This is a genomic window from Roseovarius sp. E0-M6 (assembly GCF_037083845.1).
Lineage (GTDB): Bacteria > Pseudomonadota > Alphaproteobacteria > Rhodobacterales > Rhodobacteraceae > Roseovarius.
This window is the reverse complement of the sequence record NZ_JBAPLA010000002.1, coordinates 164,751-177,815: the sequence shown is the minus strand read 5'-3', so window position 1 is coordinate 177,815 and position 13,065 is coordinate 164,751. Positions and strand designations below refer to the sequence as shown.

The 13,065-nt window shown below is 62.0% G+C and carries 19 protein-coding genes; 4 read left to right on the top strand and 15 right to left on the bottom strand.

What is annotated here, in order from left to right; translation table 11 throughout:
• Window positions 1-1,086, top strand: a complete 1,086-nt coding sequence (locus V8359_RS07270; RefSeq protein WP_336428105.1) for an EscU/YscU/HrcU family type III secretion system export apparatus switch protein — start codon at window positions 1-3, stop codon at window positions 1,084-1,086.
• Window positions 1,083-1,511, top strand: a complete 429-nt coding sequence (locus V8359_RS07265; protein ID WP_336428104.1) for a hypothetical protein — start codon at window positions 1,083-1,085, stop codon at window positions 1,509-1,511. Before V8359_RS07270 ends, V8359_RS07265 begins: the two co-directional genes overlap by 4 nt.
• A 79-nt stretch (window positions 1,512-1,590) precedes the next feature.
• Here V8359_RS07265 and V8359_RS07260 read toward each other — a convergent pair whose 3' ends face one another.
• The 9 genes from V8359_RS07260 to V8359_RS07220 all read right to left on the bottom strand — a co-directional run bounded on the left by V8359_RS07260 (window position 1,591) and on the right by V8359_RS07220 (window position 6,229).
• Window positions 1,591-2,094 carry a flagellar basal body-associated FliL family protein gene (locus V8359_RS07260; RefSeq protein WP_336428103.1) on the bottom strand — a complete coding sequence of 168 codons (504 nt, stop codon included), beginning with the start codon at window positions 2,092-2,094 and terminating at the stop codon, window positions 1,591-1,593.
• 9 nt (window positions 2,095-2,103) lie between these two features.
• A complete protein-coding gene (gene flgH, locus V8359_RS07255) occupies window positions 2,104-2,838 on the bottom strand; it encodes a flagellar basal body L-ring protein FlgH (protein WP_336428102.1) in 735 nt (244 codons plus the stop codon).
• 8 nt (window positions 2,839-2,846) lie between these two features.
• Entirely contained in the window at window positions 2,847-3,263 is a 417-nt protein-coding gene (gene flgA, locus V8359_RS07250) for a flagellar basal body P-ring formation chaperone FlgA (RefSeq protein ID WP_336428101.1), read from the bottom strand.
• Window positions 3,263-4,048, bottom strand: a complete 786-nt coding sequence (gene flgG / locus V8359_RS07245) for a flagellar basal-body rod protein FlgG (protein ID WP_336428100.1) — start codon at window positions 4,046-4,048, stop codon at window positions 3,263-3,265. The genes flgA and flgG overlap by 1 nt, the downstream gene beginning before the upstream one ends.
• 62 nt (window positions 4,049-4,110) lie before the next feature.
• Window positions 4,111-4,827, bottom strand: a complete 717-nt coding sequence (locus V8359_RS07240) for a flagellar hook-basal body complex protein (RefSeq protein WP_336428099.1) — start codon at window positions 4,825-4,827, stop codon at window positions 4,111-4,113.
• Between the two features lie 3 nt (window positions 4,828-4,830).
• The gene (locus tag V8359_RS07235; RefSeq protein ID WP_336428098.1) at window positions 4,831-5,100 is read right to left on the bottom strand and encodes a flagellar biosynthetic protein FliQ; all 270 of its coding nucleotides are present in this window, start codon (window positions 5,098-5,100) and stop codon (window positions 4,831-4,833) included.
• 3 nt (window positions 5,101-5,103) lie between these two features.
• Window positions 5,104-5,391, bottom strand: coding sequence for a flagellar hook-basal body complex protein FliE (gene fliE, locus V8359_RS07230; protein WP_336428097.1), 288 nt, complete (start codon window positions 5,389-5,391; stop codon window positions 5,104-5,106).
• A 38-nt stretch (window positions 5,392-5,429) separates the two neighbouring features.
• A complete protein-coding gene (gene flgC, locus V8359_RS07225; protein WP_336428096.1) occupies window positions 5,430-5,822 on the bottom strand; it encodes a flagellar basal body rod protein FlgC in 393 nt (130 codons plus the stop codon).
• A gap of 11 nt (window positions 5,823-5,833) precedes the next feature.
• Entirely contained in the window at window positions 5,834-6,229 is a 396-nt protein-coding gene (locus V8359_RS07220) for a FlgB family protein (RefSeq protein WP_336428095.1), read from the bottom strand.
• Window positions 6,230-6,313: 84 nt separating this feature from the next.
• Here V8359_RS07220 and V8359_RS07215 point away from each other — a divergent pair, with 84 nt between their 5' ends.
• Window positions 6,314-7,729 (top strand): FliI/YscN family ATPase, encoded by a 1,416-nt coding sequence (locus V8359_RS07215; protein ID WP_336428094.1) that lies wholly within the window; start codon window positions 6,314-6,316, stop codon window positions 7,727-7,729.
• A 50-nt stretch (window positions 7,730-7,779) separates the two neighbouring features.
• Here V8359_RS07215 and V8359_RS07210 read toward each other — a convergent pair whose 3' ends face one another.
• The 6 genes from V8359_RS07210 to V8359_RS07185 form a co-directional block, all read right to left on the bottom strand.
• Window positions 7,780-8,520 (bottom strand): DUF1217 domain-containing protein, encoded by a 741-nt coding sequence (locus V8359_RS07210; protein WP_336428093.1) that lies wholly within the window; start codon window positions 8,518-8,520, stop codon window positions 7,780-7,782.
• 59 nt (window positions 8,521-8,579) lie between these two features.
• Window positions 8,580-8,984, bottom strand: a complete 405-nt coding sequence (gene flbT, locus V8359_RS07205; RefSeq protein WP_336428092.1) for a flagellar biosynthesis repressor FlbT — start codon at window positions 8,982-8,984, stop codon at window positions 8,580-8,582.
• Window positions 8,981-9,358 (bottom strand): flagellar biosynthesis regulator FlaF, encoded by a 378-nt coding sequence (gene flaF, locus V8359_RS07200; protein WP_336428091.1) that lies wholly within the window; start codon window positions 9,356-9,358, stop codon window positions 8,981-8,983. Before flaF ends, flbT begins: the two co-directional genes overlap by 4 nt.
• An 80-nt stretch (window positions 9,359-9,438) precedes the next feature.
• Complete coding sequence (locus tag V8359_RS07195; protein ID WP_336428090.1) at window positions 9,439-10,266, bottom strand: flagellin N-terminal helical domain-containing protein; 828 nt, start codon at window positions 10,264-10,266, stop codon at window positions 9,439-9,441.
• Between the two features lie 207 nt (window positions 10,267-10,473).
• Window positions 10,474-10,830 (bottom strand): flagellar protein FlgN, encoded by a 357-nt coding sequence (locus V8359_RS07190; RefSeq protein ID WP_336428089.1) that lies wholly within the window; start codon window positions 10,828-10,830, stop codon window positions 10,474-10,476.
• A complete protein-coding gene (locus tag V8359_RS07185; protein ID WP_336428088.1) occupies window positions 10,820-11,107 on the bottom strand; it encodes a rod-binding protein in 288 nt (95 codons plus the stop codon). The genes V8359_RS07190 and V8359_RS07185 overlap by 11 nt, the downstream gene beginning before the upstream one ends.
• Before the next feature lie 113 nt (window positions 11,108-11,220).
• Between V8359_RS07185 and V8359_RS07180 the strand changes: the two genes are divergently transcribed.
• Window positions 11,221-13,029, top strand: a complete 1,809-nt coding sequence (locus tag V8359_RS07180; protein WP_336428087.1) for a flagellar hook-length control protein FliK — start codon at window positions 11,221-11,223, stop codon at window positions 13,027-13,029.
• Window positions 13,030-13,065: the final 36 nt, after the last annotated feature.

Genomic DNA, 13,065 nt, shown 5'->3' with positions numbered 1-13,065 from the left:
ATGTCAGCGCAGGATCCCGATACCGACAAACCGCACGAGCCGACACAGCACAAGCTTGACGAAGCGCGCAAAAAGGGTGAGCTCGCGCGCTCGGCGGACCTGACATCGGCGGCGGGATATTCGGGCGTCCTGCTTGCCGCGCTTGTGGTGGGCGGGCCCAGCGTCGAGCATGTGGCCAACGCGCTCATGACGCTTCTGGCACAGCCCGACAGGTTGCGCGCGACATTCTTCGACGGCCCGGCACAGCCGGTGGTTGGCGGGTTGATCTGGTCGGTGGCCGGTGGGCTTCTGGCGTGGTTTCTCATCCCTGCCTGTCTTGCGCTGCTCGCGGTTATCGGCACACGAAGCTTCGTTCCAGCCCCCGATAAGCTCAAGCCGAAGCTTCAGCGGATCAATCCTCTTTCGAACGCCAAGCAAAAATACGGGCCGTCGGGTCTTTTTGAGTTTGCCAAGAGCTTTGCCAAGCTGACCTGTTACTCTGTGCTTCTGGCTGTTTTCCTGGTTCAACGCCTGCCTGTCATGTCGGGCGCCGTTCATGCCGAACCGCGGGGCATCGGCTTTCTCATGGTGCGGCAAATGTTCGATTTCATGCTGGTGGTCGTGCCGGTCGCGCTGATCATCGGGGGAGGAGACTTTCTCTGGCAGCGGTTTGATCATCTAAGGCGCAATCGAATGTCTCATCAGGATATGAAGGACGAGCATAAACAGCACGAGGGCGATCCGCATATGAAACAGCAGCGTCGTCAGCGTGCGAGCGAAATCGCCTCATCCCAGATGATGGCCGATGTGCCCGGCGCAGATGTGGTGATCGTGAACCCGACACACTACGCTGTGGCCCTCAAATGGAGCCGTGCGCCGGGGTCGGCACCCGAATGTGTGGCCAAAGGACTTGATCACATGGCGCTTGCCATCCGCGACGCCGCGACAAAGGCGGGAGTGCCGGTCCGTCATGACCCGCCCACGGCGCGCGCGCTTTTCGCGGCCGCCGAAATCGGAGAGGAAATTCCGACCGACCAATATCGCGCCGTGGCGGCGGCGATCCGCTTTGCCGATGCCATGCGCCGCCGGGCACGGGCATTCGGATGAGCGGGACCCGAGATGACCTGATCGATGTAACCCGGCTTGCGTTCGAAGCCGAGAAGAACCGGTTGCGTGCTTTCCTTGAAAAAGAGGCCGCCCTGCGCAGCGACATAGCAAGGCTCGATGCTCACAAGCGCGATATGGCGATGCTCTCACCCGATGATTTGCATGGGGCGCGGGCCATTGGCGCAGAAATCGCATGGTCCGCATGGCATGATGCCAAGCGGATGGACCTGATGCGCCGTCTGGCGCGGCATCTTGCGGGAAAGGAGGCGGTGATGACCCGCCTCAGCCGGGCACATGGCAAACAATGCGCCGCTGAAGATATTGCCGCGACCGCGCGCAAAGATCGGCGCCGCCGTCTGGCGCGCACCGATGAAGACGCACGGCTGGCGCAGCTTCTGCTGTCCATCGCCGACCCGCGCTTCTGACAGTGGCGAGGCCAAAGGCGTATCGCGCACCCCGTCTGTTTCTGACTTGGCCGGCGACGCGCGGTGTCGGTATCGGGCTCTAGGATGCTTGCCGCGCGATATCTGTGATGAGAACGTCGGACACGATGGGGCCCAGAACGCGCAGTGCCACTTCGCCGAGGCTGACCTTCAATGCTTCAAGGCGATCGGCTGCTGTGAAATCACCGTTGAATCCGCCCATGTTCGCATGTTCGAACAGCACTTCAAGGAACTCGTCGCGCAGTTTCGGCTCTTTCACATAAACGGTGTCGGCGCTGCCGCGCACAAGCTCGAGGCTGAGCGACATGATGATCAGCCCGCGCATCTCGTCGCGGTCGACAAGGGGCACCACGAACTGATTGTCGAGTTTGACATAGTCATACTGGCTGTCCGCACCTTTGTCTTGGGCCGGGGGGGTCTGCGCCGCTTGCGGGGCATCGGCTGCGGGCACGCAAGTTTCGGTCGTGTCATGTGTTACCGGCGGTTTGCGTAACGCGAATCCCGCGCCCACGCCGCCACCAGTTCCAAGCATCATCATCACCAGTATCAGAAGCATTTTCTTCATGGGCCAACCTCAGAAGGGAAGGACCGCATCCAGAACTTGCTGGCCGATCCTTGGTTGTTGAACGTCGGTGATCTGTCCGCGCCCACCATAGGAAATGCGCGCCGAGGCGATCTTGTCATAGGTGATTTCGTTGCGGCGCGAGATGTCCTCGGGGCGGACGTAGCCGGTGACCAAAAGCTCGCGCAGCTCGAAATTCACCCGCACTTCCTGAGAGCCCTGTATCTCAAGAACTCCGTTCGGCAGCACTTGCATGACCGTTGCCGCGACGCGAAGCGTCAACTCTTCCCTGCGGCTGACCGATCCGTCACCGCCCGACTGCGAACTGCTGTCGAGTGCGACGGCGTTATCCATGCTCGCCCCCTCGGGTAGCTCTTCGTTGATCCGTTGTGGCAGGCCCAGAAGATGCGGCACGCTCATGTTTTCGGACCCGCTGCGCGAGCGCGAGGTAGAGTTGGAAATCTCCGCCTCCTCGTCGATCTCGATGACCACGGTCAGGATGTCACCGCGCTTGATCGCGCGCCGATCCCCCAGAAGCGAGCGCTGTCCGGCGGTCCAGAGCGATGAGCCGTCCATGGCGCGTCTGCGCTCGGTCGCCCTTGGCAGTCCGGGGTCAAGCATGGCCACATGCTCATCGCCGTTCATGGTCGGGCTGAAGCTGGGCGGTTTGCCAATGTGATCCATGCGACCGCATCCCGAAAGAATAAGCGTGGCGGCACCGCCGATAAGAACCATCCGGTAGGTCATGACAACTCCTAGTCTGATACGTAAATGCGGCCATCCGCGCTCACCCGGCCGCTGACCGTGATGCGCGATTCAAGGTTCATGACGCGGATGTAGTCGCCGGTTGCGGCCCGCATGAGGGACCGGCCTTCGCTCCGGATCATGAGGCCGGCACGGTCGAAGACAAGCGGCACGATCTGATTGCGCTCGATGATTGCGGGCGGTCCCACGTCGCCGGGGCGGACGGGACGGCCCGCATAGAGCGCGACACGTGTTTCAAGCCCGACGATTTCGTCGATGGATCGGGCGGCCCCGGCCACGTTCACATCTTTGACCACGAGGTCCGCCGCCGTGACGATGGTTTGCGCGCGCAATGTTCGCGCGGCCAGAACCGTTTCGGCCCCGGCGGGTGCGGCAAGCGCGAGGAGAAGGGGCAACACCAATCGCATCAGCGCACCTGTGTCGTCGCGCCAAGCATCTGATCGGCTGCCGAGATGACCTTGGAATTCAGCTCATAGCCCCGCTGCGCCTCGATCAGTTCCGTCACTTCGCGCACCGGATCGACGGAGCTGTCTTCAAGATAGCCCTGCCTGAGCGTGCCAAGCCCGTCCTGACCGGGCGTCGTGACGATGGCGGGCCCCGAGGCTTCGGTCTCGGAGAAAAGATTGGCGCCCAGCGCCTCGAGACCTTTGGGATTGGTGAAACCTGCAAGTGAGAATTGCCCCAAAAGCCGTGAATCCGTGGCGTCGGCGAAAAAGGCATACACCTCGCCCGCGCCGTTGATCGAGATCGAGCGGGCATCGTCGGGGATCGTGATCTGAGGGGCGACGGCAAAGCCGTCCGAGGTGACGATCTGACCATCGGCAGACCGTTTCAGGGCACCGTCGCGGGTAAAGGCCGCTTGCCCCGAAGGCAGTTCAATCTCAAAGTATCCGTTCCCCTCGATTGCGATGTCAAGATCGCCACCGGTGGCCGACAGCGACCCTTGAGAAAGATGCACACTCACCGCTGAGGGACGGACGCCAAGACCAAGCTGCACACCGGTGGGCAGCACCGTGCCATCGGCGGCGTTTACCGTGCCCGCGCGGGCAAGTTGCTGATAATGCAGGTCGGCAAACTCGGCCCGACGGGTGTTGTAGCCGGTGGTGGACATGTTCGCGAGATTGTTCGAGATCGTTTCGACCCGCATCTGTTGCGCGGCCATTCCGGTCGCGGCTATTTTCAGGGCTCGCATATCATTCTCCTCTACTATGGGTCGCGACACGGGGATGTTCGGTCATGCGGCCGCGTGAAACGTCAGGAACGGACAAATGTCTGAAGCGCGGACCGGACCCGCTCATTTTCGGCATCGAGAAAGCTCTGCCCCATTTCATAAGCGCGCTGAACTTCGATCATCCGTGCGATCTGGGACACGGGATCGACATTGGCGCCTTCGAGGAAGCCCTGAAGAATGCGGCCTGTTTCGGCGGGCTCATGCCCGGCCTCGGACCGGAACATCACGCCATCCTCGCGCACGAGGCCGTTGATATCCGCGGGCCTGACCAGCCCAATTTGCGATAAAGGGCGCGCATCCGCGCTGAGCGTGCCATCCGCGGATATTCCCAGGCCCGTCGCATTGGGCGGCACAAAGACCGGCGCACCGCCGGCGTCGAGAACCCGAAACCCGTCCGGTGTCACAAGATCGCCCGCAGCCGAGAGCGCGAAGCTTCCCGCGCGGGTCAGCCGCTCACCCGCCGGTGTCTCGATCAGAAAAAACCCCTCGCCCTCGATGGCCAGATCAAGCGCGCCGCCTGTCTGGGTCAGCGCGCCCTGCATCATCGAGGTGTGCCGCACATCAGCGGAGGCCATCGACAGCGACGGCCCCGCTTCGGTGCGTTGCACGTGTTCGGCAAAGACGAGCCCCTCCTGCCGAAACCCCGTTGTTGCGGCGTTGGCTATGTTGTTCGCCACGACCTGCATTTCGCGCATCAGCCCCGATTGCCGGGTCAAGGTCGTGTATCCTGCGTTTTCCATCGGTCAGCCTCCTGCGATGATCGGGATCAGATGATCCTGAAAATATGAAACGAGCGTCTTGGTCATGAACCCCATGCTGAGCCAGAAGACCGCCACGATCGCGGCGAGCTTCGGCACGAAGGTCAGGGTCAGTTCCTGAATGGATGTAAGAGCCTGAAACAGGCCCACGCCCAGACCGGTCACCAGCGCGACCATCAGGATCGGGGTCGAAACGATGACCGCGACCCAGAGACCTTGCCGGAGCGTGTCGAAAAAAACGACTTCGCTTTCCATGGCTCAGACCGGCATCCGAAGGATTTCCTGATAGGCTTCGACCACTTTGTTGCGCACGGTGACCGCTGTTTCGACTGCCAGCTCCGCCTGAGCCAGAGCCTGAACAAGCGCGTGGGGATCGGCCTCACCGGTCATGGCGCCGGTTGCGGTGGTCTCGGCCTCCTGCAAGGTCGTGGCAAAATCATGGACCATTCTTTGCGCTGCGTCACCGGGTGTGACGGACGGGTTCGGGGCCGTGGCAGGACGCTGGGCGGTGTATTTCTGGGCTGCGCTGAGTGCATTGATATCCATTCTGGATATACCTCCTTTTCTTGGGGCTTTCGGGGTTTTTAGCGGCGGAGAAGATCCATCAGGCTGGATGACATCTGCCGCACCTGATCGAACATTTTCAAATTGGCTTCATAGCTTCGCTGCGCCTCGCGCGCGTCTGCGATCTCGATCACAAGATTGACGTTCGATCCGTCGTAATACCCTGATGCGTCGGCCATCGGGTGCGCGGGATCGTGGATGCGTGCCAAGGCACCGCGATCAAGGTTCACCGAACCCGCCGAAACCAGAGCCGGCCCATCCGGGCGGCTGGTCCCAAGCTCGAACGGAACCGATTTGCGGCGATAGCCGGGGGTATCGGCATTGGCGATATTTTCGGACACATGCCGAAGGCGTTGCGCCTGAGCTTTGAGCCCGCTGGACGAAACGGTCAGTGCGTCGGAAAAATCATTCATGTCAGGTCTCCTTATCTGCGGCCCAAAGCGCTGCGCAGGATGGTGAGCGAGGAACGGTAAATTGCGAGCGCGCGGTCGTGATCGCGTTTGACCTGCACCGCCGTCATCATTTCCGTCTCGAGCGATACGGAATTGCCGTTCGGGTCCGCTATGGCATCGCGCCGGTCAGAGACCACGGCGGGCGTGGCGCTGTCGTGAGCACCCAGATGACCCGGTCGTGTCGCGCGCAGCGACGTGGCGGAGGCCGCGCCGGTCATGCCGATAAGATCGCCAAAGGGCTGCACATCGCGCGACGCATAACCGGGCGTGTCCGCATTGGCGATATTCTGCGCCACAACCGCCTGCCGGGTTCCGGCATGACGGGCCATCATGTGTGCCAGTTGAAATACTTCGAGATTCTGGAACATCGGACAATTCCTTCGGGTCGTTTCAACCAAGGCTTAACCGTGATTCCTTTAGAAATTGTTTTCAGAAGATTTTTGGAGAGTTCTATGTTCGCACCCGAGTTGTCCGGCCTCTGCGCCGAAATCGCTTCATTACGGGCGGGGCATGTCGTCGGTCGCGTGACGTCGATCAGCGGTCATACCCTGCGCGCCTGCGGCCTTGCACAGAGCGCGGGCCTTGGGGACCGTGTCGCCATCACACGCCGAAGCCACGATGTTACGGCGCATGTGCTCTATGGGGAAATCCTGCAAATGGATGCCGATACGGCCCTGATCCTGACCGAGGACGCGCCGGTCGGCGTTTCCCTTGGGGATCGCGTGGTGGTCGAACGTGACGATGATATCGCCCCTTCCCGGAGTTGGATCAGACGTGTGATAGATCCGTTCGGTCTACCGCTTGATGGCAAGCCTCTGATGCGGGGGGCGGTGCCGCGCGCACTTCGGTCCGGGCCGCCGGCCGCATCTGCACGCCGTGCGATGGGCCCGCGGCTCGATACGGGGATGGCCGTGTTCAACACGATGCTGCCCGTGGTGCGCGGTCAACGTGTCGGCCTATTTGCCGGATCAGGCGTCGGAAAGTCGAGCCTTCTGGGCCATCTTGGCCGCCACATGCAGGCGGATGTGGTCGTGTTCGCCCTGATCGGGGAGCGCGGGCGCGAACTCAGGGATTTCGTCGAAACCGTGCTGGGCCGCGACGGGATGCGCCGGTCGGTCGTCGTGGCGGCCACCTCGGATCGCTCGCCTCTGATCCGGCGGCGCTGTGCCTGGACAGCGATGTGCGTGGCGGAACATTTTCGCGACGCGGGGGCGCATGTGCTCTTCCTCGCTGATTCGGTCACGCGCTTTGCCGAGGCCCACCGCGAGGTTGCGGTGGCGGCAGGCGAATTGCCGGCGCTGCGCGGCTATCCGGCCTCGACCGCGCATATGATCATGTCATTATGCGAAAGGGCCGGACCGGGAGCGGGCGCGCAGGGCGATATCACCGCCCTTCTCAGTGTTCTGGTCGCGGGCTCGGACATGGACGAGCCGGTGGCCGATATCCTGCGCGGTGTGCTCGATGGTCATGTCGTGATGGACCGTGAGATCGCCGAGCGCGGGCGTTATCCCGCGATTGACCTGTTGCGCTCCGTCTCCCGGAGCCTTCCTGCGGCGGCCACCGATGACGAGAATGCGCTCATCTCGCGCGCTCGGGCTCTCTTGGGTGCTTATGACCGGTCCGAGACGATGATTCGCGCAGGGCTTTATAGCGAGGGCGGAGATGCGACACTGGATGAGGCGGTGCGCGCCTGGCCCGAACTTGATGCCTTTCTCGCCGAAAAGGAAGCCGGGGCAATCAGCGACAGTTTCGACCGGCTCGCGCTGATGTTGCGGCGGGCCGGGTCGGCGCGTTCCCCCCGGCAGCAAGGTCCGGCCAGCGTGCCACCGGGCCCGCCACAGGGCGACCGGCCCGCCTTGGGCGCCTGAGCGACGGCCGTCATCCGTGCCGGTCTGATGCGGTCGGCATGGAGGCGGTGTCACGCCCGCACGGGGCGCATGTTCTGCAAAAGGGTCAGCGCGGCTGAACCGGGTGTCTGAGTGGCGAACCCAGCCACCTGATCACGTAATATGAAAAGCTTAACCAGCTTTTCCATGTTTGCTGGATCTTCAAGCTCTGAAAGGCTTTCTAGACCAAGCTGTCGCTGTGCCCTGTCCGAGAATTCCTCCACCTGCCGGTCAAGGGGGGCTTGCCCGAACCCTCTTGGCACGCCCAGAGCCGTCTCGAACACCTCCCGGAGCGGCGGATCGCCCATGATGCGAAGCCATTTTGTCCTCTCGCTGCCTGTTCCGACGGTCTCGGGCAGGGCTCTCTCGGCGTTGAGTGCGAGGCGTAGCGCCTGATCCTGATTTCCCACGGCAATCTCGAACTCGCGGGCATGGAACTGCCCGGTGATCCGTTCGGCAAAGCCCGGATCGCCGGTGCGCACGCCGGACGGATCACCAAAGCCGAATTCCTTGGCGAAGGCGAGGTATCTCGAATCGGTGAGGCGGTTTGCCAAGGCGTCGCTTTCGACCGATCCATCCTCGAGTATCTTGCGCAGAAACGCCCTGTTGTTGAGGTCATCGCCAAGCCCGAATGCACCAAGAGCCACCCGAAGCAATCTGCGGTCTGCCACGAGGTCTTCGGCTTTGGTCACGGTGCCGATGTTGGCTTCGAAATAGGCGGTGTCACGCTGAAGTCGCGGTGCCTGATCAAAGCTTTCACGCTGGGCTGGCATGGTCGCCTTCAAGATGCGCCATCCGGCAAAACCGCCGGTCGGTATGACAGGTTGAAAGGTCACGACGCGGCATGTGCCAGAAGTCTGGCCTCGCGTGGCAAAAGGGCGCGCAGGGCCTTCAGGCAGCGGTAATACTGCTCATCAAAGACCGCCTCTGTCGCTTGGGTCAGATGGGCGCGGCTGTCCTGATCGGTCAGCACCCTGCTCAACTCCTCAATGTGCCGCAGCAGCGAGAGGTGGGCATCGGCGGGATCGGCATCACCGGACAGGATCAGTTGCACGGCATAACAGACCCGGCGGACCGGGGTGTTGGCATCCTCGGGATGAATCGCATCTCGCAGGCGCAGGATATTTGCCCCGGGTGTCAGGATCGAGACCCGCGACCGTCGATCGCCATTCTCGATTACTGCGCCGTTGATCAGAACCCGTTCGCTCGGGCCGAGCTTCAGGACAAGGCCGCTCACAATGCCGCCCCCCGGTTTCGTAGGCCGCTCATCACGGTGCTGTTGATCTCGATCAGTGGGTCGGCGTTTGCCGTGCGGTTCAAAACCGCCTGACTGTGAAGCTGCGTGAATTCGGCCAGATAGACGATACGCGCGCGAAGCTGTGGCGGAAGCGGGTTGTTATGGTCCGCCACATCGCTGGCGAGGATGGTCCATAGGCGGCGGTTGTCGTGCAGCGCCGCCACAAGCTCGGCAAAACCTTCCGGCCCGCGGTCTTGGGCATTCTTGAGGTGCATCGTGACCCGTGCGAGGGTTTCGTATTCGGCTCCGCGCGGTGTCTTGATCGAGTTGGCGCCAGGTCCATAGGCGGTCTTAGCCTGTCGAATCGCGTTCACATCTGATCCTTTCGGGGCTGGTCAATTGCGTGGCATGGGGTGGGCCGGGGGCACCAGTCAGGCGCCCCCGGCGCTCAACCTTAGCCGCGGAAGAGCGACAGGATCGCCTGCGGTGCCTGGTTGGCGATCGAGAGCGACTGGGTCGCCAACTGCTGCTGCACCTGAAGCGCCTGAAGCTGGGCCGAGGCCGCCTCCATGTCGGCATCCACCAGTGAACCGATGCCCGACTTGATGGCGTCAGTCACCTTGCCGACAAACTCGTTCTGGTCGGAAATCCGCTTGGCCGAGGCCCCGAGCGCAGCGGCACCGTCAACCGCCGTCTGGATATGCGTCTCGATGTTGGCCAAAGACCCATCCGCCGCGGTCGCACTTGAGACGTCGATATCGCTCAGGTCCAGATTGGTCTCGAAATCCACCGATGCCACGGTGATGTTTGATGCGGTCACCGTGCCGCCCGCGTCACGGTCAAGCGAGGACAGAACGGTGATGTTGCCCCCTGCGGTGTTCAGCAGATTCGCACCATTGAACTGTGATGCCGAAACGACCGAGTTCACCTGGTTGGTCAACTCGGTCACATCCGCTGAGATCTTGGTATGGTCGACGTTTTCACCCGTCGCGGCAACGACCTTTTCCTTGATCTCGTTCAGCAGGTTGGTGATCTGTTCGGCCCCGGCCGAGGCCACGGCCACTGTCGATTCACCCAGTGACAACGAATCTGAGACGGCCTTGAAGCCGCTCACATCGGATTCCATCACCTTGGAAATGGCAAAGATGGCCGAATTGTCCTTGGCGGTAGCAATATTCTTGCCCGTTGAAATCATGTCCTGGGTCTTGGCCAGATTGGTGTTGACCGATTTGAGGGTTTGAAGCGCAACCATTGCGCTGTTGTTCGTCAGAATGCTCGACATAGCATGATCCTTTGGTTTTCGATGCTTTTGCACCGGTTACACGTCCCGTCCCTGAACTGGGCGGTCTCGGCAGTCGTTCTGACTTCTACAGATCGCGTGGTGCGACTTGTGCCATCCTGAGGGATGCAGACGCACCATGCCCGCCGAGGTGCTAATGGAATGCTAAACCCCGCCGCCCATGTTGGCGGCATTTTAGTCAACTTCGGATCAGGCCCGTTTTTCGACCTTGCGCACAACCTCGCCCTGAATGGTCCGGCGTTTGCCGTCGCTGTCATAGGTTTCCAGCGTTTCACGGATCCGCCTGAGGGTGGCGATTCGGGTCGCCACCCGTTTGATCCCGATGAGCGCGCCGTTCAGAAGTGTCTGGTTCCGGTCAAGCTTGCCATGCAGAAGATCAAGACCGTTGGGCGGTGTTTCAAGCGCGTTGAGCGCGCCGACCACCCTGTCCTTGTCCTCGATCAGAGGGGCGATCCGGTCGATCTTACCGGCAAGTAGCGCATCGCGCTCGGCCTCCAGAAGATCGTCAAGTTTATCCATCAGTATTTGCGCTTGATCATGTGTCATCGCTTTGCTCCATCATGGCCCTGAAAAACATTTCGGCGAGTCCGATCCCGCCCTTCTCGACGATGGCATCGGCCAGAAGATCGCGCTGAAAACTGGCGAACTGCGCTTCGCCGGGCCCTCCGCTAAAGCTGTTCTCCTGCTCCCCAAGACCCGCGGATTTAAGCATTTCCGACAGGAAAACCGACTCAAGCTTCTTTGCGGCGTCCTGCGCCCGAGCGGGGGATTGCGGCGTGGGGCCCTGTGCGAACTGTTGGGTAATGGCTAAGAACTCGGTCACGGATTTGCCTCGAATTGAAATGAGTTGGGGCCAATAAACAGCAAAGCGGTAAAGAAGCGGTAACCGAAATCTGAGAAGCATGTCCTCGTGGAAGAAATCCCGGAGCCTGCATCATGTTCGAAACCCTGCTTTCTGCCCGCTCTCCCGAGGTGACGCGCGCCGCGCCGTCGCAGGCAAAGATTGATGTGGCCCCTGCCGGGTCTGCTGCCTTCGCTGCGGTTTTCCGTGGAGGTGATGATATTCTTCTGGCCGAGGGACAGGTGCCAGCCGAAACATTGCCTCCGCCAAAGGAGGCGGCGATTGCGAATGATACCAAGGATGGTGACCCGGCAAAGACCGCTGCGCGGGTCACTGACGCGCCTTTGCAGAACGCGCCGGACGCCGAAGCATCACCCGATACCGCACCAACAATTGATGAGCCTTCGGAGCAGGACACCCCCTTGCCTCAAGTGGGGCCCGATCTGTCTCTTGGGCCCGAGATGACGAAGCGCGCGCCCGCCCGACCGCACCCCGGCTTGCCGTCAGATTGGCCCGCCCCACCAACCGAAGAGCAGGGACAATGGCCCGGCGCGCCGCGCACACATTCCGACCCGGTTTTCAAAACCGTGGAAAAGCTATCCAAGGGCGGCCCCCCTGGTTCGCGCAATGCTCTCACGACAGAGGAGGCGCGCATCGCGCACCCTGCTGACGCGGTCAACGATGTGCCGCCTGCCCTGTTGCGAAAGGCTGGTGACTTGCCTTTGGCTGCGTCCACGCCTGCTGTGCCAGTGTCCCGGGCCAGTGCCGTTTCCGGCTCGATGTCAGCGCCTATGCGTTCGGAAACTGAAAGGGGCGCCGTGGCGACGTCCAATATCGTCGCAGATCAGCCTGCGGATAGCCGCGCATCCGTTGCCGCATCGCAGACCGCGCAGAGCCCTGCTGACATGGGCATCGCGCGCGGCCATGAACAGACTGACAAGGCGCCGGGCCAGGTGACAGGAGGGCAAGATGATACCGCTCATCTTCTGCCCGGAGAACCGCGTGCGGGCCATGCTGGCCGCGCACAGGATGCTTCGCCTCGGGAGGCCATGTTCATGCACCCCCCGCGCAATGCACCGCAAGCTGGCCATGAGGCATCGGACATTGCCGGTGCCGCGCCCAAGGTGGCCACAGCCATGCACAACGGCTCGGCTTCAATACCCGATCAAGCGGGCGCTTCAGGCCCACAGCGCCAATTGGCACAAAGCGCGCACGATGATCTGCCGCACGCCAAGGCAGATAACTTGCACCGGGTGGCCCGCGCCACGCAATCGGGCCTATCGGAAACGTGGTCCAAACCGCCCGTACCTGATCGGGCGGCGGTCGATCTCGCCAAAGCTCAGGCAGCGCAGGGCGCGCTTTGGTCCGAGCCTGCTGTCGGCGGCGCGCGGATGACACAGGCTGACTCAACCGCCTTCCCCGAAATGGTTGCCTCCGTCGATACGCGTGCCAGCCCCGAGGTCGCCCGCACCCTTGTCGACCCGGTCCTGTCACAGCCCCGTGCCGCGGATATCACGCGGCAGATCGTGGCCCATGTCGCACCCCCCGCAAGTTCAAACGGTGAACAAAAGATCGAAATCACGCTCAACCCGGCCGAACTTGGCCGTGTGCGGCTCACCATGACGCCCGGAGATGCGGCGATGACGGTGTCTATCACCGCCGAGCGCCCCGAAACGCTTGACCTCATTCGGCGGCATATCGACATCCTCGGTCAGGATTTCCGCGATATGGGCTATGAACGGTCCGAGTTCAGCTTTTTCCAAGGACAGCACCGCAGCCCCGATAGCGGAGAGCGGGCAGAGGCGCCTGTCGATGCTTTGACCGCTGCGTTGGAAGATACTTCCGATCCTGCACAAGGCCGGGCGCTTCGGGTGGCGCTTGACGGGCTCGATATCCGTATCTGAGCCTTATCCTATCCACACCGGCGATGGCCGCTCCGC

Bases quoted from the DNA above. Each gene is read 5' to 3' on its own strand.
- V8359_RS07270 (WP_336428105.1), top strand. From the start codon at position 1: ATGTCAGCGCAGGATCCCGATACCGACAAACCGCACGAGCCGACACAG.
- V8359_RS07265 (WP_336428104.1), top strand. From the start codon at position 1,083: ATGAGCGGGACCCGAGATGACCTGATCGATGTAACCCGGCTTGCGTTC.
- V8359_RS07260 (WP_336428103.1), bottom strand. From the start codon at position 2,094: ATGAAGAAAATGCTTCTGATACTGGTGATGATGATGCTTGGAACTGGT.
- flgH (WP_336428102.1), bottom strand. From the start codon at position 2,838: ATGACCTACCGGATGGTTCTTATCGGCGGTGCCGCCACGCTTATTCTT.
- flgA (WP_336428101.1), bottom strand. From the start codon at position 3,263: ATGCGATTGGTGTTGCCCCTTCTCCTCGCGCTTGCCGCACCCGCCGGG.
- flgG (WP_336428100.1), bottom strand. From the start codon at position 4,048: ATGCGAGCCCTGAAAATAGCCGCGACCGGAATGGCCGCGCAACAGATG.
- V8359_RS07240 (WP_336428099.1), bottom strand. From the start codon at position 4,827: ATGGAAAACGCAGGATACACGACCTTGACCCGGCAATCGGGGCTGATG.
- V8359_RS07235 (WP_336428098.1), bottom strand. From the start codon at position 5,100: ATGGAAAGCGAAGTCGTTTTTTTCGACACGCTCCGGCAAGGTCTCTGG.
- fliE (WP_336428097.1), bottom strand. From the start codon at position 5,391: ATGGATATCAATGCACTCAGCGCAGCCCAGAAATACACCGCCCAGCGT.
- flgC (WP_336428096.1), bottom strand. From the start codon at position 5,822: ATGAATGATTTTTCCGACGCACTGACCGTTTCGTCCAGCGGGCTCAAA.
- V8359_RS07220 (WP_336428095.1), bottom strand. From the start codon at position 6,229: ATGTTCCAGAATCTCGAAGTATTTCAACTGGCACACATGATGGCCCGT.
- V8359_RS07215 (WP_336428094.1), top strand. From the start codon at position 6,314: ATGTTCGCACCCGAGTTGTCCGGCCTCTGCGCCGAAATCGCTTCATTA.
- V8359_RS07210 (WP_336428093.1), bottom strand. From the start codon at position 8,520: ATGCCAGCCCAGCGTGAAAGCTTTGATCAGGCACCGCGACTTCAGCGT.
- V8359_RS07195 (WP_336428090.1), bottom strand. From the start codon at position 10,266: ATGTCGAGCATTCTGACGAACAACAGCGCAATGGTTGCGCTTCAAACC.
- V8359_RS07190 (WP_336428089.1), bottom strand. From the start codon at position 10,830: ATGACACATGATCAAGCGCAAATACTGATGGATAAACTTGACGATCTT.
- V8359_RS07180 (WP_336428087.1), top strand. From the start codon at position 11,221: ATGTTCGAAACCCTGCTTTCTGCCCGCTCTCCCGAGGTGACGCGCGCC.